The 20,904-nt window shown below is 72.2% G+C and carries 20 protein-coding genes and 1 pseudogene; 15 read left to right on the top strand and 6 right to left on the bottom strand.

Features of this window, described 5'->3' with window-relative positions; all coding sequences use genetic code 11:
• Nucleotides 1-8: 8 nt before the first annotated feature.
• Nucleotides 9-443: a lamin tail domain-containing protein gene (locus tag O7610_RS25965; RefSeq protein WP_289212096.1), complete on the top strand. Its 435-nt coding sequence runs from the start codon at nt 9-11 to the stop codon at nt 441-443.
• A gap of 105 nt (nt 444-548) precedes the next feature.
• Here O7610_RS25965 and O7610_RS25970 read toward each other — a convergent pair whose 3' ends face one another.
• Complete coding sequence (locus O7610_RS25970) at nt 549-4,991, bottom strand: S8 family serine peptidase (RefSeq protein WP_502959120.1); 4,443 nt, start codon at nt 4,989-4,991, stop codon at nt 549-551.
• A 407-nt stretch (nt 4,992-5,398) separates the two neighbouring features.
• Between O7610_RS25970 and O7610_RS25975 the strand changes: the two are divergent.
• Both O7610_RS25975 and O7610_RS25980 read left to right on the top strand, forming a co-directional pair.
• Nucleotides 5,399-5,884: pseudogene (locus O7610_RS25975) on the top strand (winged helix-turn-helix domain-containing protein); the annotation flags it as partial.
• 267 nt (nt 5,885-6,151) lie between these two features.
• On the top strand, nt 6,152-7,132 hold the full coding sequence (locus O7610_RS25980) for a hypothetical protein (RefSeq protein ID WP_281567138.1): 981 nt from the start codon (nt 6,152-6,154) through the stop codon (nt 7,130-7,132).
• 58 nt (nt 7,133-7,190) lie between these two features.
• On the opposite strand, the gene O7610_RS25985 is transcribed toward O7610_RS25980, so the two are convergent.
• Entirely contained in the window at nt 7,191-7,556 is a 366-nt protein-coding gene (locus tag O7610_RS25985) for a DsrE family protein (RefSeq protein ID WP_281553005.1), read from the bottom strand.
• A 25-nt stretch (nt 7,557-7,581) separates the two neighbouring features.
• Here O7610_RS25985 and mtfM point away from each other — a divergent pair, with 25 nt between their 5' ends.
• The 5 genes from mtfM (at nt 7,582) to O7610_RS26010 (ending at nt 10,944) form a co-directional block, all read left to right on the top strand.
• Nucleotides 7,582-7,686 (top strand): small membrane protein MtfM, encoded by a 105-nt coding sequence (mtfM, locus tag O7610_RS25990; RefSeq protein ID WP_278171721.1) that lies wholly within the window; start codon nt 7,582-7,584, stop codon nt 7,684-7,686.
• 15 nt (nt 7,687-7,701) lie between these two features.
• Nucleotides 7,702-8,331: a heme-binding beta-barrel domain-containing protein gene (locus tag O7610_RS25995; RefSeq protein ID WP_281553006.1), complete on the top strand. Its 630-nt coding sequence runs from the start codon at nt 7,702-7,704 to the stop codon at nt 8,329-8,331.
• A gap of 92 nt (nt 8,332-8,423) precedes the next feature.
• Nucleotides 8,424-8,846, top strand: a complete 423-nt coding sequence (locus tag O7610_RS26000; protein WP_281553007.1) for a Fur family transcriptional regulator — start codon at nt 8,424-8,426, stop codon at nt 8,844-8,846.
• Nucleotides 8,843-9,934, top strand: a complete 1,092-nt coding sequence (gene ygfZ, locus O7610_RS26005) for a CAF17-like 4Fe-4S cluster assembly/insertion protein YgfZ (RefSeq protein ID WP_475051985.1) — start codon at nt 8,843-8,845, stop codon at nt 9,932-9,934. Before O7610_RS26000 ends, ygfZ begins: the two co-directional genes overlap by 4 nt.
• A 53-nt stretch (nt 9,935-9,987) precedes the next feature.
• Nucleotides 9,988-10,944 carry an asparaginase gene (locus O7610_RS26010; protein WP_281555400.1) on the top strand — a complete coding sequence of 319 codons (957 nt, stop codon included), beginning with the start codon at nt 9,988-9,990 and terminating at the stop codon, nt 10,942-10,944.
• 61 nt (nt 10,945-11,005) lie between these two features.
• On the opposite strand, the gene O7610_RS26015 is transcribed toward O7610_RS26010, so the two are convergent.
• Nucleotides 11,006-11,815: an alpha/beta fold hydrolase gene (locus tag O7610_RS26015; RefSeq protein WP_289212097.1), complete on the bottom strand. Its 810-nt coding sequence runs from the start codon at nt 11,813-11,815 to the stop codon at nt 11,006-11,008.
• Between the two features lie 142 nt (nt 11,816-11,957).
• Here O7610_RS26015 and O7610_RS26020 point away from each other — a divergent pair, with 142 nt between their 5' ends.
• The 4 genes from O7610_RS26020 to O7610_RS26035 all read left to right on the top strand — a co-directional run bounded on the left by O7610_RS26020 (nt 11,958) and on the right by O7610_RS26035 (nt 14,285).
• A complete protein-coding gene (locus O7610_RS26020) occupies nt 11,958-12,551 on the top strand; it encodes a helix-turn-helix domain-containing protein (RefSeq protein ID WP_281553009.1) in 594 nt (197 codons plus the stop codon).
• Nucleotides 12,548-13,009 carry a hypothetical protein gene (locus O7610_RS26025; RefSeq protein ID WP_281553010.1) on the top strand — a complete coding sequence of 154 codons (462 nt, stop codon included), beginning with the start codon at nt 12,548-12,550 and terminating at the stop codon, nt 13,007-13,009. Before O7610_RS26020 ends, O7610_RS26025 begins: the two co-directional genes overlap by 4 nt.
• A gap of 77 nt (nt 13,010-13,086) precedes the next feature.
• Nucleotides 13,087-13,395, top strand: coding sequence for a DUF2516 family protein (locus O7610_RS26030; protein ID WP_123605844.1), 309 nt, complete (start codon nt 13,087-13,089; stop codon nt 13,393-13,395).
• Nucleotides 13,392-14,285 (top strand): alpha/beta fold hydrolase, encoded by an 894-nt coding sequence (locus O7610_RS26035; RefSeq protein ID WP_289212098.1) that lies wholly within the window; start codon nt 13,392-13,394, stop codon nt 14,283-14,285. The genes O7610_RS26030 and O7610_RS26035 overlap by 4 nt, the downstream gene beginning before the upstream one ends.
• A gap of 47 nt (nt 14,286-14,332) precedes the next feature.
• Here the strand turns inward: O7610_RS26035 and O7610_RS26040 are convergent, their stop codons facing one another.
• The gene (locus O7610_RS26040) at nt 14,333-15,619 is read right to left on the bottom strand and encodes an NAD(P)-binding domain-containing protein (RefSeq protein ID WP_289212099.1); all 1,287 of its coding nucleotides are present in this window, start codon (nt 15,617-15,619) and stop codon (nt 14,333-14,335) included.
• Nucleotides 15,620-15,884: 265 nt separating this feature from the next.
• Between O7610_RS26040 and O7610_RS26045 the strand changes: the two genes are divergently transcribed.
• Nucleotides 15,885-16,661, top strand: coding sequence for an EI24 domain-containing protein (locus tag O7610_RS26045; protein WP_281553014.1), 777 nt, complete (start codon nt 15,885-15,887; stop codon nt 16,659-16,661).
• A gap of 22 nt (nt 16,662-16,683) precedes the next feature.
• Here O7610_RS26045 and O7610_RS26050 read toward each other — a convergent pair whose 3' ends face one another.
• Both O7610_RS26050 and O7610_RS26055 read right to left on the bottom strand, forming a co-directional pair.
• Nucleotides 16,684-17,730 (bottom strand): hemolysin family protein, encoded by a 1,047-nt coding sequence (locus O7610_RS26050; protein WP_281553015.1) that lies wholly within the window; start codon nt 17,728-17,730, stop codon nt 16,684-16,686.
• Nucleotides 17,727-19,142: a hemolysin family protein gene (locus tag O7610_RS26055; RefSeq protein ID WP_289213695.1), complete on the bottom strand. Its 1,416-nt coding sequence runs from the start codon at nt 19,140-19,142 to the stop codon at nt 17,727-17,729. The genes O7610_RS26050 and O7610_RS26055 overlap by 4 nt, the downstream gene beginning before the upstream one ends.
• A gap of 308 nt (nt 19,143-19,450) precedes the next feature.
• Between O7610_RS26055 and O7610_RS26060 the strand changes: the two genes are divergently transcribed.
• The gene (locus O7610_RS26060; RefSeq protein ID WP_281553016.1) at nt 19,451-20,437 is read left to right on the top strand and encodes a sporulation protein; all 987 of its coding nucleotides are present in this window, start codon (nt 19,451-19,453) and stop codon (nt 20,435-20,437) included.
• Between the two features lie 106 nt (nt 20,438-20,543).
• Nucleotides 20,544-20,762, top strand: a complete 219-nt coding sequence (locus O7610_RS26065) for a hypothetical protein (RefSeq protein WP_278119086.1) — start codon at nt 20,544-20,546, stop codon at nt 20,760-20,762.
• The last annotated feature ends 142 nt before the right edge of the window (nt 20,763-20,904 follow it).

Here is a 20,904-nt window from a genome sequence, read left to right on the forward strand (position 1 = left end):
CTGCGGCGATGCTCGGGCTGGTCACCTCGATGACCATCGCCGCACCTGCGAGTGCTGCACCCAGCCTGCGGGTGCACAGCGTCCAGTACCACCCGAACGGCGTCAACGACGGCAGTGGGACGTTCGCCAACCGGGAATGGCTGCAACTGGTCAACCGGGGTAAGGAAGCGGTCAACCTGCGGGGCTACACGGTGCACAACAAGAATGGCCGGACTTACCGGTTCGGCGACGTCGTCATTCCTGGAAAAGGCGGCCGGGTATGGCTGCGTTCCGGTGCCGGCGACGACACCGCACGGACCGTGTACTGGAACACGGCTGGTTTCGTGTGGGATGTCGAAGGTGACAAGGCATTCCTGCGGAACCGCAAGGGCCACGCCGTGCACACCTGCTCGTGGTCGTATGTGAAGGGCCGGGACTGGGTGCGATGCCCGGTCAACCCGTGACGATTCCGGGTTGACCGCCGGCGGGTGCCGGGCCAGAGCTGGGCTGGCCCGGCACCCGTTCTCACCATCGGTCAGACACGCCGTCGGTCGACCCGGTCACCCGGGTCAGATCCCGCCGAGGCGGGCCGGGCAGGGATCGACCGGTTCGAGCACGCTGTCGACCGTGGTGACGATCCCGGCCGGCAGCCGTTCCTGCCGGGCCTGCGGCACCCAGCCGTCCTTCGCGGAGATGATCTCGTACTGCCCGCGTGGCAGCCAGTACGCGTACCCGCCATCGGCACCGGTGCGCAGCGTGTAGCCGGTGCCCGGATCGGTCAGCGAGTTCAGCCGGATCGTCGCCCCGGCTACTCCGACCTCGACCCCGGCGCAGCTGACCCCGGTGACGGTGCCCTGTACCTTCGCCCAGGAGGCCGGCGGCGAGACGTTCATCTGCACGTCCACCTGGCCGACCGGGTACGGGGTGTCGGACCGCAACCCGAGGGTCGCCGCGTACCGGCCGGGCTGGTCCACGCCGGCCTCGGCGGTCGCCGCCAGCGTGACGGTGACCGTCCGGGAGGCACCAGGGGCAAGGGTGAAGCTGCCAGGGTCGGTGACCAGCCACGGCAGGTCGGCCGCGGCGTCGCACAGCTCCAGCCCGGCGAGCACCTCCACCTGCGCCGAACCGACGAACGAGCTCGGCGATCCGCCGACCTTGTACGCCCCGCAGGCACCGGCGCCCCGGTACCGGGCGAACTCGGTGTTCGGCAGGTCACGCCAGACCCCGGCGGCCGGGTCGAAGCCGACCGTACGGTTCGTCACCGTGGTGGACGCCCCGGTCACCCCGCCGGCGATCACCAGCAGGCCACCGGCCGCCGCGTACTGCCCGCCCCACAGGTCCAACGGCAGGTCCGGCAACGGGCTCCAGGCGTCGGTGGCCGGGTCGTAGGCGTACGTCGACCGGTACTCGACGGCGCCGGCGCCGCCGGCGCAGTACGCCAGCTCACCGATCCCGCCACAGGCCAACCAGGACGCGGCAACCGGATAGTCGGCCCGGGACCGGAACGTGCCGGTGCCGGTGTCGAACGCCAGCACCGTACGCGAGTCGGTGCAGGTGCCGTCGGTGCAGCCGCCGATCAGGTAGATCGTGCCGCCGATGACGGCGGACCCGGCTGCGGCCCGCGGCGCGGGGCTGGTCACCCCGGACAGCGTGGCCCACGTCCCGGTCGCCGGGTCGAACACGTCGACGCTCGCCACCGGAGTCCCACCGGCACCCCATCCGCCGAACAGGTACAGCTTGCCGCCGGCCGCGGTGAGCACCGGCTTGCTGCGGGCCGTCGGCAGGTCGGGCAGGGCGCTCCAGACGTCGGTGACCGGGTCGTAGACCCAGGCGTCCCGCTCGGTGCCGGTGGTGCTGCCCCCGCCGACCGAGTAGACCTTGCCGTCGAGCGTGGCGGCCGCGTTGTCGAAGACCGCCGTCGGGTGGTCCGGGGCCCGCGTCCAGGCATCGGCGGCCGTCCCGGCCGCGGCTCCGGCCGCCTCCGTCGCGGCGGTGATCCGGGTCGGCGCGGCACCGGCCGGGGCGCCGTACGCCGGACCCTGCCAGGCCCTGCTGATTCCCTTGACCTTGTGTTCGGCCAGCGGGGCACCGTCGCCGGCCAGCAGGCTGAACCCACCGTCGCCGGTCAGCATCTCGACTTCGGCCGGCGCGCTGCCGGTGTTGGTCACCGTCACCTTGGCCTTGCGGGTGCTGCCGTACGGCTGGTGGGACACGACCGGGCTGGTCGGGCTGATCGCCAACCGGCCGGCCTTGACCGAGAAGTCGGCCCGGCGGGCCCGGTCGGCGACCACCGTCACCGTCCGGCTCCGCACCTGGTACGGCGCTCGCGTCGCGGTGAACTCCTGCTCGCCGACCAGTGGCGAGAAGAGCTGGTAGAAGCCGTCGGGCAGGGCCGGGTCGTCCGGCGTGGCGGCGGAGACCGCCCGTACCGTCGGGTCGGTGGCGCTGGCCACCGTGACGCCGTTCAGCGCGGCCCCGGTGTTGTGGTCGGTGGTGTTGCCGACCAGCAGGCCACCGGGCAGCGGAGTGCAGCTGCGGTCGACCACCTCGACGTCGTCGACCTGCCACCACCAGGCGTAGCTGCCCTGGAAGTGGAACCGGATCAGCACTTCGTCGGCACCGGCCACCGAGGTCAGCGGGATCTCCTCGGTGCGCGGCCCGCGTCGGCTGGTGGTGTGCCGCCACACGTTGGTCCAGCTGGCGCCGCCGTCGACCGAGACACCGATCTCGGCGCTGTCGCTGAGCCCCACCGCCCGCCAGTCGCTGGCGAACCGCAGGTACGGCGCGTCCGCTCCGGACAGGTCCAGCATCGGGGTGACCAGGTCGGTGTCCTGGACCTCACCGACGCCGAGCGCGTCACTGTCGATGTTGGCGAAGCCGCCGTCGCCACCGGTCAGGTTGCCCCGGGAGCCGATGTCGGAGAACTCCCAACCGCCGCCGTCGGCGCGGTTCACCACCGACCAGCCGTCCGGGGTGTCGGCGGTCGGGAAGCTCTCGGCGAGCAGCGGGTCGCCGAAGCTGGCCACGTATCCGGGTGCGATGCACTCGGCGGTGACCGGCACCGCCAGGTGCACGGTGCGGTCGGTGTCGCCGGCCGGCACCTCCACCCGGGCCGGCTGGTACCCGGCGAGCGTCGCCGTGGCGACCAGCGTCACGGCGGTGCCGCCGGGCACGGTCAGCGTGTAGCGGCCGGACGCCGGGTCGGTGTAGGTGACCGTCTCCGGCCGTCCGTCGACCTCGACCCGGGCGTAGAGCGGCCAGCCGTGGCCGGACGCGTCGGTGACCCGGCCGCTGAGCGTGACCAGGGTGGTGGCGGCCAGGTCGAAGTCCTGCTCGACGGTGCCGTCCTCGGCGACCGTGACCGTGGCGCTGTCCGGCTGGTAGCCGAACGCGCTGGCGGTGACGGTGTACTCACCGGTCGGCAGGGTCAGCGAGTAGTCGCCGTCGGTGCCGGTGGTGACGCTGCGGTCGCCGGTGGAGACGGTGGCACCGGGCAGCGGGTCGCCGTCGCTGGTGACCACGCCGGTCACCCGGCCGGCGGGTCCGCGCGGGGCGGCCTCGACGGCGGCGTACGCGTCGAGCCGGCCCTCACCGAAGTTGTTGTTGTTGGCTGCGGTCCCGCCGCAGCTGGTGTCGTCGGTGTCGATCGCGGTGCCGTCCAGCAGGGCCCGGGTGGCGGCGATGTCGCCGTGCAGGGTCGGTGCCGCCGACCAGGCCAGCGCGACTGTGGCGGCGACGTGCGGGGAGGCCATCGAGGTGCCGCTGTACGCCGCGTACCCGCCACCGGGGACGCTGGAGCGGACCGCGGTGCCGGGCGCGGCGATGTTCGGCTTGACCGATCCGTCGACCAGCGAGGCGCCCCGGCTGGACCGGGCGGCGATCCGGTGGTTGACGTCGTAGTTGCCGGTTGCGTACGCCTGCGGGTAGTCGCCGGGGGAGCTGGCGGTGCCGCAGCCCGGTCCCTCATTGCCGATGGCGAAGGCCGGGAAGATGCCGGCGGCGATCCAGGCGTCGACGGTCTGCCGGTACCACGGGTCGGCCTGTCCGCCGCCCCACGAGTTGTTGACCACGTCGGGGCGCAGCTCCGGCCGGGGGTTCGCGCCCGAGGTGTCGGTCGGGGCGAGCACCCACTGGCCGGCGGCCAGCAGCGACGCGTCGGAGCAGTTGGTGACCTCGCAGCCCTTGGCAGCGATCCAGCGGGCACCGGGTGCCACCCCGGTCTGGTTGTCGCCGCCGTCGTCGCCGGTCATGGTGCCGGTGACGTGGGTGCCGTGACCGTTGTTGTCACAGGGGGTCCCGGTCGGGCAGATGCCGGTCGGGTCGAACCAGTTGTAGTCGTGGTCGTAGCCGCCGGCGCCGGCTCCCCGGTAGCTGGCGGCCAGGGCCGGGTGGTCGAACTCGACGCCGCTGTCGATGGTGGCCACGACGATTCCGTCGCCGCTGGTGCCGAATTCGGACCAGACCTGTGGCGCCCGGACGTCGTCGATGTTCCACTCGACGGCGGTGGTGCCGGCGTCGTCGCCGACCGGCGGCACCGGTTCGGCTGGTTCCGGGGTGAGCAGCGGGTAGCTGCGAGCTGGTTCGAGCTGCTGCACCTCGGGCAGGGCGGCGATCCGGTCGGCCAGGTCCCGGTCGCCGGTGACCCGGACCGCGTTGGCGATCCAGTACGCAGTGTAGTCAGCCTTCCGCCCGTCGAGCAGTTTGCGCAGGCTCTGCTGGCTGCGCCGGGCGGTGGTGGTCAGCTCGTGGTGTACGGCCTCGGCCCGGGCGTCGGCGCGCCGGTCACCGGTCGGCAGCCCGGCGCTGGCGGCGTCGGCCGCACCGGACAGGTCGGCGCGGTCGCGCAGGTAGACCATGAAGTCGATGGTGCCGTCGCGGTCCAGTTCGGCGGCGAGCTCGGCGCTGATCGGCGCGGTGGCCGACCCGTCGGCCGGGCCGGCACCGGGTGCGGCGGTCGCGGCGGCGGGTTGGGCGGTCACCGCGAGCAGGGTGATCAGCCCGGCGGTGAATATCCGGTGCAGCAGCCGGCCCTGGCCGCCGTGGACGCGGCGGCGGGCGGTGCTGCGGTCACTATGGTGTCGTCCGGTTCGGCGGCGGGGCAGGTCGACCACGCGGTCCCCCCATGCTCGTAGGCGGTCCGTACTCGCCGGACCGCGGGATCAGCGGACCGGAAAGCCCGAAATCCGCCCAAGTCGCGTGCGGGCAGTGCTCTACGGATAGTTTTCGCACGGCGGCTACGAGTCATGCTTTAGTGGGCGACGTTGGTGATCAATGGGGTCTGTTGGGCAGTTTTCAGGCAGTACCCGGGCAACATGTGGTCGAGCGTCGGGCCGCAGTGGTATCGGTGACTGTCGCTGTTGACTCCGGCGACTAAACGGCGTTGTCTGATGACACGCAGCAACCTGGGGAGGAGCGCGCGGTGGTCAACGGTGAGGTGCCACTGGTCGTGTGTGTCACCGCTGACGTAGCCGTCCGTGAGCGCGTCGTGAGACGCCTCGACGACTGCGGCACGGTAGTCATCTGTACTGATCTGGCCGAGTTACGGGCGATGCTGTTTCCGCCCGCACCGGCGGAAGAACCGGAACCGGCGGCGCCGGTCGTGCTCGGCGACCTCGTCGTCGACGTGCCCGGCCATCTCGTCACCTGGCGGGGTGAGCCGTTGGCGCTGACCCGGCTGGAGCGGGAGTTGCTGGCCCGGCTGGCCACCCCACCGGTGGTGGTCTGGACCTACGAACGGCTCTTCGGCTCGGTCTGGGGCGGGGCCTATCTCGGCGACACGGCCATCCTGCACTCGGCCGTGAAACGGCTGCGCCGCAAGTTGCGCGGCGCCGGCGGCGGCCTGGAGATCCAGACCGTACGGGGCGTCGGCTACCGGCTCGCGTCGAGCGCGCCGGACAACTTCGGCGCTCTGGCGGCGACGGGACCGGACCGGGTCGGGTACCAGCGGGACGACGTGGCCGGCGACGGCGCGGTCCGTGACTATGTGGCGGTCCGTGACGACGTGGCGGCTCGCGACGAACTGGTCCACGAGGATGCGGTACCGGACGAGCCCGGCTGGGACGGGTCGGATCGGGAGCTGCCGGAGCAGCGGATCGGCAGGCCGGTCGAGGTCGGCTGCTGACGGCTGCCGGGCCGGCCGGCCGCCCTGGCCGGTACCTGGCACCATGGCCGGGTGACTGACGACCCGCCCGCGACCCCGGCCGTCCCGCCGGCACACCCGGCAGCAGCAGCCCCGCCGCCGTCGTCGTCGGGACCGTCATCTGCCGAGGTGCCGTCATCTGCCGCCATGCCGCCGAGCGCCGCTGGTCAGGGCCCGGTGCGTCGGTGGTGGCGGTGGTCGCTGGCGGCCGCCGCAGTCGCCTGGAGCGTGCTGCTGTTCGGCCTGGCCGTGCAGTCCCAGCGGGACGACAGCCCGACCGTCCGCGAGCAGCGCGACATTGGACAGGCGCGGCCAGTCGCCGACCGGGCGGCGATCGACCTGACCGCTGCGGTCGGCGACGCCGGCGTGGTGGTGCTGGCCGAGGAACAGATCAGCGCCGGCTGCCGGATCACGCCGATGCGCCCCGGCGCCGAACTGACCCGGGTGCTCACCGCCTACACGGCGCCCGACTCCGGCCCGGCGTTGCTCGACCGGATCGCCCACCGGCTCCCGGCCAGCTACGCCGCGATAGCCCGGCACGACGCCGCCACCGGCCGGTCGCGGCTAGGTGCCGACGCCGGTGATTTCGTCGCGGTCCGCGGCGAACTGATCCGCGCCGGCGTGGTGCAGTTGCGGATCAGCACCGGCTGCCGACCGGCCTCCGACGGGTCCCGGCCCGCGCCCGCCGACCCCCGGCCGGGCGCCATCGTCGGCCCGACCCCGCGCAGCCACGCCGAAGTGCTGACGGGCGCCTTCGGGGTGGCCGACGTACGGGCCGCATCGTCGGTGGAACTGCCCTGTCCCGACGGAGACGGACAGCTCAGCAGCTACGCGCTGACTGCGGCCAGCACCGCGGAGTCCGACGAGTGGGCGTCGCTCGGCTTCACCATGCCGCGCGCCACCGTGGTCTCCGATCAGGCACCGCTGTTCATCCACCGGTACGGCAGCAAGGGCACCGTGGTGCGGCTCGACGGCGACGACGTCTGGATCGCCGCCACAGACTTCACCTGCTGATCCCGTCGTCCAACCGCTGATCCGTCGTCGGCTGCCGACCCGGCCGCTAGACACCCGGTCAGTAGACGAGGGCCTGGACGCCGTCGGCCATGATCTCTTCGACAAAGACCGCCGCCCCGGCGATCCGTACCCCCGGCAGCACATCGTCCGGGCCGAACCCACGGCGGGCCGCGCACTGCGTACAGACCGTCACCCGACCACCACCGGCCAGCACCGCGTCCAGCAGGTCGGGCAGCGGAGCCGAATGCGGCAGGTCGAACTCGGCTGCCCGGCCGGGCAGCCCGAGCCACGCCGACTCACCGGTCAGCCAGAGGGAGACCTCGACGCCGGCCGCGGCGGCGGTGCCCGCTACGGTGAACGCCTGGGCGCACCGCTCCGGCTCGTCCGAGCCGGCGGTCGCCTTCACGACGAGAGTGCGAGCCATGCGGCCAGCATAGGATGGCCTTGTCATGGTTACCGAGATCGGGTTCGTCAGCCTGCTGGTGGCAGGCTTCGGCGCGCTCGCCGGTGGCCTGGTCTACCTCGCGGTCCGCATCTGCCGTGGACGCTGGTGAGAAAGCGGAGGATCGATGAGCGCGAGCAGCGCGTCCGGAGCGGGACAGCCGAGCACCGAGGAGAACCCGGTCCGGCCGCCATGGCTGGACGCCCCGCCGGTCGACCCGTACCCGTTCGAGGAGAGCCACGACCTGCGGGTCGGCCCGAAGCTGCACCCGGCGTTGAACGCGCTGCTGCCGTACATCGGGGTGTGGCGTGGGCGGGGGCGCGGCGGCTACCCGACGATTGAGGACTTCGACTACGCGCAGGAGATCCAGATCAGCCACGACGGCCGGCCGTTCCTGCGGTACGAGTCGCGGGCCTGGCTGCTCGACGAGCAGTCCCGCCCGGTGCGCCCGGCCGGCCGTGAACTCGGCTGGTGGCGGGCGGTGACCGACGCCGACGGCCGGGCCACCGGTGAGCTGGAGGCGACGATGATGACCCCGACCGGGGTGATGGAGCTCTACCTGGGTCGGGTCACCGGGGTGCAGGTCGAGTTGGCCACCGACGCTGTGGTGCGTACCGGTACCGCCAAGGAGGTCACCGGTGGCCACCGGCTGTTCGGCATCGTGGAGGGGGCGCTGCTGTACGCCCAGGAAATGGCCGCCGTCGGTCAGCCGCTGTCCCCGCACCTGTCCGCCCGGCTGATCCGGGTCGGCGGCTGATCCAGATCGGCTCCGGAGACAGGTCGGTCACGGAGACAGGTCGGTCACGGAGACAGGTCGGCCACGGAGACGGCGGCGATAGGATGGCGACGGTGGCTGAATCTTCCCTGGCAGAAATGCTGCGCTCGCGCGGGCTACGGCTGACCGCGCAGCGTCAGCTGATCCTGGAAGCGGTGCACGAGTTGGGACACGCCACCCCGGAGCAGGTGCTCAACGCGGTGCGCGAGGTCGCCGCCGGGGTCAACATCACCACCATCTACCGCACTCTGGAGCTGTTCGAAGAGCTGGGCCTGGTCACCCACACCCACCTGTCGCACGGTTCGCCGACGTTCCACTCCGTCGGCGAGGACCAGCACGTCCACCTGGTCTGCCGGTCCTGCAAGTCGGTCTCGGAGATGGACCCGGCGCTGGCCGAGCCGCTGATCACCGCGCTCGCCGAACAGCGCGGCTTCCAGGTGGACATCGGCCACATGGCGTTGTTCGGCACCTGCGAGCGGTGCGGAGGAAGACAGTGATCGACATACCCGGCGCGGTGGACATCGCCGACGTGGCCACCGGATCCCCCGACGCCGGGGTCGCCGCCCACTACGGCGACCCGATGCGCGAGCAGCGCCGGCTCGCCACCGAGGTCGGCCTGGTCGACCGGAGCAACCGGGGAGTGCTGGCGGTGCCCGGGGCCGAACGGATCGGCTGGCTGCACACCCTGACCACCCAGCATCTGGCGACGCTGCGCGCCGGTCAGGGCACCGAGCTGCTGGTGCTCTCCCCACACGGCCACGTGGAGCAGCACGCGATGGTCGCCGAGGACGGCACCACCACCTGGCTGGACACCGAGCCGCAGATGGCCGGCGAGCTGCTGACGTACCTGCTGAAAATGCGGTTCTTCACCCAGGTCGACCCAGCGGAGGTGACCGCCGACTGGGCGGTGCTGTCGCTGGTCGGCCCGGCCGCGGTCGACGCGGCGGCGGCGCTGGGCGTGACCGGGCTGGCCGACCCGGACCTGCTGCCGGTGCCCGCGTCGAAGTTCGCCGCCGGGTCGATCCCCGACCGGCCCACCGTGCTCTACCCGGTGGCCGCGCTGCCGACCGACGGGCCGTACCGGGGTGGCTGGGCCCGCCGGGTGCCACTCGGCGTCGACCTGCTGGTACCCCGGGCCGCGACGGCACAACTGGTGGCCGAGGCGAGTGCGGCCGGTGCAGCCCCGGCCGGGCTGTGGGCGTACGAGGCAATGCGGGTCGCCTCGCGTACCCCCCGGGTCGGTCTGGAGACCGACCACCGGGCGATCCCCGCGGAGGTCGGCCTGCTCGGACCGGCGGTCCACCTCGACAAGGGCTGCTACCGGGGGCAGGAGACGGTGGCCCGGGTGCACAACCTGGGCCGGCCACCGCGCCGGCTGGTGCTGCTGCACCTCGACGGGGTGACCAGCGATACCCCGCCGGACGCCGGCACCCCGCTGACCCTGGAGGGCCGGACGGTCGGCTTCGTCGGCACCGCGCTGCGCCACCACGAGCTCGGCATGGTCGCTCTGGCGGTGGTGAAACGCAACGTGCCGGACGACGCCGATCTGCGTGCCGGTGAGTTCACCGCCGCGATCGAGCCCTGAGCCGGGATGTCGCAGAGTTGACCAGGTACGCCGGCGGGGTGCCGCTGGTCGAGATGGCCCGCTCCGGTTTCGTGGAGAGCCGGCATCACGGCTCACTGGTGGTGCTGGCCGCTGACGGCGGACTGCGGGAGCGGTTCGGCGACGTGGAGTCGCCGGTGTTCCCCCGGTCGGCGAACAAGCCGTTGCAGGCGATCGGCATGCTGTGGGCCGGGCTGCGGCTGGCCGATCCAGCCGACCTGGCGCTGGTCTGTGCCAGCCACAGTGGCGAAGACTTCCACCTGGCCCGGGTGGCCGCGCTGCTGCGTACCGCCGGGCTCACCGAGGCGGCGCTGCGCTGCCCGCCGGAGCTGCCGGTCGGCGCGGCCGCCGCAGCCGACGTGCTGCGAGCCGGTGGCGGGCCGAGTCGGCTGCAGATGAACTGCTCCGGCAAGCACGCCGGGATGCTGCTGACCTGCCGGGCGGCCGGTTGGCCGGTGGAGGAGTACTGGCATCCGGAGCATCCGTTGCAGGAACGGATCCGGGCCGCCGTCGAGGAGTACGCCGGTGAGCCGGCCGCCGCCGTCGGGGTGGACGGCTGCGGTGCGCCGGTGCTGGCGCTGTCGCTGACCGCGGTGGCGCGGGCGTTCCTGCGGCTGGTGCACGGCCTCGCCGGGTCGGTGGAGCGGACCGTGGCGGACGCGATGCGGGCGTACCCGGAGCTGGTGGCCGGCACCGGACGGGCCGACACCCGACTGATGCGGGCCGTGCCCGGGCTGCTGGCCAAGGTCGGTGCGGAGGGTGTGCTGGCGGTGGCGGTGCCCGGCGTCGGGGCGATCGCGGTGAAGATCGACGACGGCGCGCAGCGGGCGACGGTGCCGCCGGTGGTCGCCGCGCTGCGTCGGCTCGGCGTCGGCACTGGCGCCGACGCCGAAGGCCTGGATCCGACGGCTCTGGCCGAACTCGGTGAGCCGCCGGTGCTCGGTGGCGGCCAGCCGGTCGGCACGCTGCGCGCCCTGTGCCGGCCCTCCTGACGAGACTGGCCGGCGGACGAGTTGGCTATCGCACGGTGATCGGCTATCGCACGGTGATCGGCTATCGCACGGTGTCGGCGAGGAACTCACGCAGCGCGGCGTCGACCGGCCCGGGGCACTCCAGCGGCAGCAGGTGGGCCGCGTCGGGCACGTCCGGCAGCCGCCGGGCGGTCGGGATGCCGGTGCTGATCAGGTCGGCCAGGGCAAGGATGTCCGGCACGTCGAGCGCACCGGCGCCGACCAGCACCGGCACGCCGATCTCACCGAGCCGGCGGGCCGCCGGTGGATCGAGTTCGCGGTGGGTGACGTCGCCGAGCGCGGCTTCGGCGGCGAGCGCCCGACGGTCCATTTCGCGGGCGAAGGCGATCAGCTCCGGGTCGACGTCGGCGGGCTGCCGGTGCGGGCCGACGACCCAGAACCGCACCTCGGCGTCGGCCATCGCGTCCAGATCCTCCGGGTCCACCGCGCCGACCAGGTCGTCCCAGAGCTGTTCGGTGGCGTCGGACCAGTCGTGGCCGCCCAGGGCGGACCCGAACAGGGCGAGGGCGGTGACCCGGTCGGGGTGGGCGATGGCGACGTCGATGGCGACCGCGCCGCCGAACGAACAGCCGACCAGCGCGGCGCGGGCGACTCCGAGCGCGTCCAGTAGGCCGATCACGTCGTCGTGGTGGGCGAACGCGGTGGCCGGCAGGTCGGACTCGCCGTACCCGCGCAGATCCATGGCGATCACCCGGTGCCGGTCACGAAGCGCGGCGACCTGCGCCCGCCACATCCGGCGGTCGGCGATGCCGGCGTGGATCAGCAGTACGGGTGGCCCGGTGCCGACGTCGTCGTAGCTGATCGTTGCGTTGCTTACCCGGATCGTCGTCATCGGCGGGCAGCCTAGCGACACGGGGCGGGTGGCCGCCAACGACTTTCTCGGCTGCTCCTGCGACGGTTCTTCCGGGTGACTCCGCTAACTTTCGTTAGCGTTTCGCTAGCAGTTGCAAGCAGATCGGGGCTACCGTCGAGACATGGCCACACCGAAGGACCTGCCCCGCGACATCGGGGGCTTCATCCGGGACCTGCGGCACAACGCCCGCATCTCGCTGCGGCAGCTCGCCGAGCAGGCCGGCGTCAGCAACCCGTACCTCAGTCAGGTGGAGCGCGGCCTGCGCAAACCGAGCGCGGAGGTGCTCCAGCAGTTGGCCAGCGCGCTGCGGGTCTCCACGCCGGTGATGTACCTGCGGGCCGGGCTGCTCGACGACAAGGACGGCCAGGGCGTGCTTGCCGCGATCGCTTCGGACCCCGACCTCACCATGGCGCAGAAGCAGTCGCTGAGCCAGATCTACGAGACGTTCCGCCGGGAGAACGCCCGGCACGCCGGACCGGACACCGACGCGGACACAGCTACCGCCGCCGAAGCCGCCGAAGAAGTTGAGGAGCAGACCCTGCAGTCGGTCGCCGTCACCGAGGCCGGGGCCGCACCTGGCCCGGCGGGCGAGGACCCGCCGCCGACCGCGCCGACCAGGACCACTTCCCGGCAGAAGACCACCCCCCGGCGTCGTACGCCCCGGGCCGGGGAAACCGAGCAGGCCGCCGCAGCGGCCGAGGAGGAGCAACGATGAGCCAGCCGAAGACCAAGCGGATCCCAGCACCTCTGTACGCCGTCGCCGGCGCCGGTGACCTGGCCTACCAGCAGCTGCGCAAGCTACCGGTGGCCGTCACCCAGCTGACCGGCAAGGCCACCCTCGGCACCGTCGGCCTGCGGGAGAAGGCTGCCCAGGGCACGGCCGAGCTGCGTGAGCGGGCCAACACCGGTGCCGACCTGGAGCGCCTGCGAGCGATCGCGGTGCGCAACCGCGACGCGGTGCTCGCCGGTGCCCAGTCGGCCGGGCAGCGGGCCGTGGCGATCTACGGCACGCTGGTGGCGCACGGCGAGCGGGTCGTCGGCACCGGGGTGGTCCGGGCCGCCGACACCGTCAATGCCGACATGGCGACCACCGAGGCTCCAGCCCAGGTCACCGCGGCACCGGAAGCCGACTCGACCGAGCCGGCCAAGCCCACCCAGGCCAAGGCCGAGTAGTTCCGGCGGGTCCGGGTGATCCGCGGGCCCCGGATGCAGGTGGCACCCGTCCGGGGCCCGCGGCATAAGCTTTGGGCATGGACTCTGCCGCGCCGCTGTTCTATGCCGACGTCCGGTACATCCTCGACCTGGCGCTGTTCGTGTTCGCCCTCGTCGTGCAGGCGGTCGCGCTGGTGCACTGCGTCACCCAGAAAGGCGAGGCGTTCCCGGCGATCGGCACCCTGCCGAAAGGCGCGTGGCTGGCCATCCTCGGCGTCTGCCTGCTGCTCACCCTGCTGTTCCAGGTCAGCCTGTTCGGTCTGATCGGGATCGCCGCCGGGCTGATCTACCTGCTCGACGTGCGGGTCGGGCTGCGGGACATCGCCGACGGCCGAGGCTCCTGGTGAGAGATTTTCGTTGGCCACCGCCGCCGGACGGCGGGCCGCGGACCTACGGGCCCGGCCCGTCCGGTCCCCGTACCGGCCGACCCGCGCTGCCCGAACCGGAGACCGAGGTGATCACCACGCCGCACGGCGTGGAGCTGGAACGGCTGGTCACCGGGTCCGGTGAGCCGACCACCGTCTTCGCACACGGTATAGCGCACGGGATCGCCACCACCCGGCCGTTGGGCAGCGGAGTCGTCGGGCGCAAGGTGTTCTTCCAGTTCCGGGGGCACGGCCGGTCCGCCGCGCCGGCCGGCCCATGGGGCTACCCCGATCTGGCCCGGGACCTGCGGGCCGTGGCCGATCTGACCGGTGCCGGCCGAGCGGTCGGGATGAGCCTCGGTGCCGGGGCGCTGGCCCGGTTGCTGACCGACAGCCCGCAGCGGTTCGACCGGGCGGTGTTCTTCCTACCGTCGGCCTTCGACACGGCCCGGCCGGCCTCGGCCCGCCAGCGGGTCGCCGAGCTGGTCACCGCGGTCAACGACAGCGACGTCTCCGGGGTGGCGGAGCTGATCGCGGCGGAGACCCCGGTGCCGGTACGCAACACCCCGGCCGCGTGGGCGTACCTGCGTACCAGGATCGACCAGCTGCTGCGCGACGGCCTCGCAGCCGAACTGGTCGACCTGGCCGACGCAGTGCCGGTGCCCGACCCGGCGGCGCTCGCCGCGGTCACCGCCCGGGTCCTGGTGATCGGCTGCGTCGGCGACGACCTGCACCCGGCCGAGACCGCCGAGCGGCTGGCCGCCGCCATCCCGGGCGCCGCCCTGCACGTCTACGACCGCCCCGGCGTGCTCTGGAACCAGCGCACCGATCTGCGGCAGCGGGTCTCCGGCTTTCTCAACGAGCCGACCTGATCAGCGACGGGCGCCACGGCGCCCGTCGCTGATCAGGTCGACCACGGTCAACCGCAGCAGCCGCCGGAGGCGGCGGACGGCGTGGTGGACTGGTCGCTGGGCGTCACCGAGCAGACGCCGGTCTCCGGCAGATCCAGCTGTACGTCCCGGGCGGCGGTCCAGTCACCGGCCAGCGCCGCCGTGACCGAGCGGACCTGCTCGTAGCCGGTGGCCAGCAGGAACGTCGGTGCCCGGCCGTAGCTTTTCATGCCGACGACGTAGTACCCCGGCTCCGGCTGGGTGAGCTCGTCCACCCCGTGCGGCGGGACGGTGCCACAGGAATGCTCGTTCGGGTCGATCAGCGGGGCCAGCATCCGGGCGCAGCCCAGCGCCGGGTCCAGGTCCAGTCGTAGCTCGTCGGCGATCCGGTGGTCGGGGCGGAACCCGGTGGCCGACACGATCCGGTCGGCGGCCAGCGTCCGGCCGTCGGTTGCGATCAGTTCGGCCCGGCCGCTGGCGGTGGCGCGTACGGTGTGCACGCCGAATCCGCTGACCAGCTCGACTCGGCCGGAGTCGAGCAGCAACCGCAGTCCGGTGCCCAACTTGCCGCGGCCAGGCAGAGCGTCGGCATCGCCGCCGCCCAACGCCCGGTCGATGGTCGCGCCCCGGGTGACCCAGCTGACCTGGGTGCCCGGCTCCTGAGCAGCCAGCTCGGCGAGGGCCAGCAGGGTGTTGGCGGCGGAGTGGCCGGCACCGACGACCACGGTGTGCCGGCCGGTGTGGTCGGCCCGGTGGGCACCGAGCACGTCCGGCAGAGCGGTGCTGATCAAGTGGGCTGCCTGCGGCTCGCCGTGGGCGGGCAGCCCGTTGACGCCCAGGACGTTCGGCGTACCCCAGGTGCCGGAGGCGTCGATGACGGCACCGGCGCTGAGCTCCGTACCGTCGGCGAGCCGGACCACGAACGGTGCCTGCTCGCGGCCGTCGGTGCGGACCCGGTCGATGCCGGTGCGGCCCAGTGCGACGACCCGCGCGCCGTACCGGATCCGACCGGCCAAGTCGGGCAGCTTGGCCAGCGGTTCGAGGTAGTCGCCGACCAACTCGGCGCCGGTCGGCAGGTGCTCGGGATCGGGGGCGGCCCAGCCGGCGGCGTCGAGCAGCCGGCGGGCGGCGGTGTCGATGTTGTAACGCCAGGGGGAGAAGAGCTGAACGTGCCCCCACCTGCCGACCGCCGCGCCAGCGTTGCCACCAGCCTCCAGCAGGACCCAGGGCAGGCCGCGTTCGTGCAGGTGGGCGGCGGCGGCCAGGCCGACCGGTCCGGCCCCGATGACGACGGCCGGTTGCTCTTCGTTGATCATGGATCCCTCCGTGCTGGCGAGCGTTTGCAGTCTTGATGATCGTCGAATCAACCATACGATGCCCGCTGTTTCGACGATGGTCAAGTTTGACACTCGTCAAATCAGCTGGCTGGGTGATTCCATCTGGTCAGCGGTAACCTGCCACCCGTGGGTGTCACCAGTCACGGCCGTACCGACCGACTCGACCTGCACGACCCGACCCTGCGTGAGTGGCAGAGCAAAGGTCGGGCCAACCGCCGGGTACGGCTGCGCCTGGCCGGCTGAGATGATCCGCGCCTTCCTCGACGGTGTCCGGCTGTTCCTGCGGGGCTTCGGCACCTACGCCCGCAACCCGAAGATGGTGCTGCTCGGGCTGATCCCGGCGGTGATCGCCGGGGTGCTGTTCGTGGCCGCGTTCGTCGGTTGGACAGCCGTCGTGGTCGACGTCGCCGGCTGGCTCACCCCGTTCGCCGACGACTGGTCGGCGGGCACCCGGGACGCGGTACGCGGTGCGGTCGCCGTCGCGTTGCTGGCCCTCGGTGGGCTGATCGGTGTACTCACCTTCACCGCCGTGACCCTGTTCATCGGGGATCCGTTCTACGAGAAGATTTCCGAACGGGTGGAGGAGCAGCATGGCGGGGTGCCGAACGGGGTCGACGTACCGTGGTGGCGGTCGCTGTGGCACAGCCTGCTCGACTCGGCCCGGCTGATCGCGTTTGGCATCGTCATCGGGATACCGCTGTTCCTCTGCGGGTTCATCCCGGTCGTCGGGCAGACCGTGGTGCCGGTGGTCGCCGCCCTGTTCGGCGGCTGGCGGCTCGCACTTGAGCTGGTCGGTTCCGCGTTCTACCGCCGTGGGCTGCGGCTGCCGGACCGGCGGGTGGCACTGCGCAGCAACCGGCCGAAGGCGCTCGGCTTCGGGGTGGCGGTCTTCTGCTGCTGCCTGATCCCGTTCGGCGCGGTACTGGTCATGCCGGCGGCGGTGGCCGGCGCGACGCTGCTCGCCCGCCAGTCGCTCGACCAGCCCACCGACGGGCCACCGCAGCTTGCTCCGCCCGCTTAGTGGCTGGCGGCCTGTGCGGCGTTTAGCGGCTGGCGGCCTGGGCGGCGTCGCGGACCTCACCGACCAGCTCCTCGATCACGTCCTCCAACGCGGCCAGGCCGGTCAACCGGCCGTCGGCGTCCACCACCCGGGCCAGGTGGGCGCCCCGTTGCTGCATGACCGTCAGGGTGTCCCGCATCGGCTGGGTGGCCCGAACCGTGACCAGTGGCCGGATCAGCCGGGAGTCGACCGCCCGGTCCCGGTCCTGCGCCGAGGCCCCGAGCACGTCCTTGACGTGCAGGTAGCCGGTGACCTGTGCGGCGCCGTCGACGACCGGGAAGCGGGAGTAGCCGGTGTCGGCGCAGCGCTTCTCCAGCTCGACCGGCGTGCTGGTGGCGGAGACCGTGACCAGCGAATCCAGCGGGATCGCCACCCGGGCGGTCGGCTGGTCGCTGAACGCCAGCGCCCCGGTCAGCAGCCGGTGCTCGTGCTCGTCGATCAGGCCCTCACGGCGGGACTGGGCGATGAAGCCGGAGACCTCCTCCCGGGTGAAGGTGGAGGTCACCTCGTCCTTCGGCTGCACCCGCAGCAGGCGCAGGACGATGTTGGCGAGCTGGTTGAGCAGCCAGATCAGTGGCCGCAGCACGGTGACGACGCCGTACAGGACCGGGCCCAGGACCATCGCGGACCGCTCCGGACCGGCGAGGGCGATGTTCTTCGGCACCATCTCGCCAATCACCATGTGCAGGAAGACCACGATTGCCAGGGCGATGGCGAACGCGATCGGGTGCACCAGCGCGTCCGGCACCCCGGCGGCGGCGAAGGCCGGCTCCATCAGGTGCGCCACGGCCGGCTCGCCGATGGCACCCAGGCCGAGCGAACAGACGGTGATGCCGAGCTGGGCACCGGCCATCATCAGTGACACGCTCTCCATGGCCCGTAGGGTGACCCGGGCCAGCCGGGACCCGTCGGCGGCTCGTGGCTCGATCTGCGTCCGCCGGGCCGAGATCAGTGCGAACTCGGCACCGACGAAGAACGCGTTGCCGGCGAGCAGCAGCACCCCGATGAGGATCGCCAACCAGTCACTCATGACGCGGTCTCCTCCGGGTGCCCGGCTGAGTGGCCGTTCCGGCGTCCGTCAGGAGACCCGGCTGCCGCGGTGGGGTCGGCGCGGCGCAGCAGCAGCCGGTCGGCGCGGCGGCCGTCGACCCGGGTCACGGTCAGTTCCACCGGTACGGACGTGGGCAGCCCGTCCGGGTCCGGGTGTTCGCGGTCGTCGGCGACGACCGTGACAGTGTCACCGACCCGGGGCAGCCGGCCGAGCTCCTCGATGATCACCCCACCGAGGGTGTCGGAGATCCGGCCCTCCGGCAGGTCGAGCCCGGTCAGCCGGGCCGCCTCGTCGGGCCGCAGCAGGCCGGAGAGCTGCCACGAACCGTCGGCGGCGCGCTGGTGCCGGCCGGTCGGCCGGTCCTGCTCGTCGGCGATCTCCCCGACGATCTCCTCGACCAGGTCCTCCAGGGTGACGATGCCGGCGGTGCCGCCGTACTCGTCGACCACCACCGCCATCTGCAGTCCCCGGCTGCGCAGCGTGCCGAGCAGCGGGTCCAGCTCGGCGGTCTCCGGGACCTCGGGCAGCTCGACCATCACGGACCGCACGGGCCGGTCGTCGCGCTCCCCGGCCGGTACGGCGAGGGCATGCTTGAAATGGACGGCGCCGAGCACCTCGTCGACTCCGGTGCCGGTGACCGGGAAGCGGGCGTGTCCGGTGGCTGCGGCCAGCCGCAGCACCTCGGCCACCGGTGCGTCGGCGGTGACGAACCGGACCCGGGGCCGGGGGGTCATCACGTCGGCGGCGGTCCGCTCGCCGAAGTCGATCGACCGGGAGACCAGCTCGGCGGTCTCCGCATCCAGGGTCCCTTCCTCGCCGGATCGGCTGACCAGCGACGCCAGCTCCTGAGGCGTACGGGCGGACGCCAGTTCCTCGGTTGGCTCGATGCCGAAGGCCCGCAGGATCCGGTTGGCCGTACCATTGAGGAACCGGATCAGGGGCCCGGTGGCGGCGGTGAAGCCGCGCTGCGCGCCGGCGACCGCCCGGCCGACCCGCAGCGGTTCGGCGATTGCCCAGTTCTTCGGCACCAGCTCGCCGAAGGTCATCTGGAAACCGGTGGCCAGGACCAGCGCCAGCGTCAGCGCAAGTGCGGTGGTCGCGCCGTCCGGCAGGCCGGTGAGCCCGAGCGGGCCGCGTAGCAGGGTGGCCAGTGACGGCTCGGCGAGGAAGCCGACGACCAGGCTGGTCACGGTGATGCCGAGCTGGGCGCCGGACAGCTGGGTGGACAGCGTCCGCAGGCCGCGCAGCAGGCCCGCCGAGCGGCGGTCACCGGCGGCGGCCTGCCGCTCCACGGTCGCCCGGTCGACCGTCACGAAGGCGAACTCGGCGGCGACGAACACGGCGTTGGCGGCGACCAGCAGCACCGCGGCGCCCAGCAGCGCCCACTCCATCACCGCCCGGTCACTCCTTCGACGGTGACGGGGCGGCCGGGACTGGGAGGGTCGCTGGTGGTGGGCATGGTTCTCAGCATAGACAGGCGGACGCTGCGCCAACCTTCGAGTTCACTGAGAACAGTAGCGAGAAGTACTCGTACAATTACTTTGCGTACCTGATATCTGCTGTTCAGCAACCTCTCAGGCTGCCCAGCTAGCATCTTCGGCAACCCCGGTTCCAAAATAGACACATCTGATCATGTTGTGCGGCAACGAGCGGCGCGTCCGGGGATCGCGCCAGCGTACCGCCAGGGAGAGATAGCCACGTGGTCTTCAAACGGATGCTCCGAGCCTTCGGAGTCGGTGGACCGACTGTCGACACCGTCCTGTCCAACGCCAGCACCCGCCCCGGCCTGACCCTGGCCGGCCAGGTCGACATCACCGGCGGCGACCACGAGGTGGAGATCGACCAGATCACCGTCGCGCTGGTCACCCGGGTCGAGATGGAGACCGACGACGAGGAGTACGACGGTACGGTCGAGTTCCATCGGGTTCCGGTCTGCGGCGAGCTGCGTCTTGCCGCCGGGCAGCAGTTGTCGCTGCCGTTCGAGATCGACGTGCCGTGGGAGACGCCGGTCACCGACATGTACGGTCAGCGGCTGCCCGGCATGACCATGGGCCTGCGTACCAAGATCTGGGTCCGCGGTGCCATCGACCCGGGTGACCTCGACGACGTGCACGTCTATCCGCTGCCGGTGCAGGAGCGGATCCTGGAGGCGTTCGCTGCGCTCGGACTGCCGTTCACCGGTGCCGACCTGGAACACGGCCAGCTGGCCGGCCTGCCCCAGACCATGCCGTTCTACCAGGAGATCGAGTACGCGTCGGCACCGCAGTACCCGGGGGTCAGCCAGGTTGAGCTGACGTTCGTCGCCGACCCGTACGGAGTGACCGTGGTCCTGGAGTTCGACAAGAAGTCCGGGTTGTTCACCCCCGGCCACGACGCGTACGGCCACTACCGGATCGAGCACGCGGCCGCCGAGAGCATCGACTGGATCAGCCTGGTCGACTCCTGGCTGCGGCAGTCGCTGGAGCAGCGACACGCGCTGCTCGGCGGCTACGGGGGTGGTCACGCCCATGGCGGGTACCACGGTGGACACGAGGACAGTGGCTCTGGGATGGGTGGCGTACTCGCCGGTGCGGCCGGCGGCGCCGTTGCCGGTTTCGCCGCCGGCATGGTCGCCGAGGAGGTCTTCGACGTCATCGGCGGCGACGACGAGGAAGACGAACCCGAGGAAGAAGAGTCCGAGGAGTAGCCGCCGGCCCGCGTACCCCCGAGTCAGTGCTGCAGACAGCTGGACTCGTCGGCTCGGCCCGCCGTGGGCCGGGTCATACCCCCACCGAGTAAGGAGAACAAACAGGATGCCGGTCACCGCTGACCTGACCACGCTGGTCGACAAGGCCTACCAGGACAAGTCCCTGACCGAGATCGTCGCCGCGCCGGTCGCCGCGCTGAAGGGCGTCAGTGAGAGCGACGCCAAGCTGCTCAAGGATGCCTTCGGCATCGTCACCGTCGGCGACCTCGGGCGGAACCCGTACTTCCGGACCGCGCAGGCGCTGGTGAATCTCGGCGGCGAGTAGCCGTAGCGGCCGGCCTCGGCCGAGTCTCCAGCGACGGGCGTTGCTGGGGCGAGTTCGGACGGTATCCGGCGGGGCGGTGGGAGATTTCCGCCGACTGCCCCGCCGGATTGTTTCGTATAGATGACGAACCCTCTTGACCCTG

It is taken from the genome of Solwaraspora sp. WMMA2065 (assembly GCF_030345075.1).
In the GTDB taxonomy this organism is placed as follows: domain Bacteria; phylum Actinomycetota; class Actinomycetes; order Mycobacteriales; family Micromonosporaceae; genus Micromonospora_E.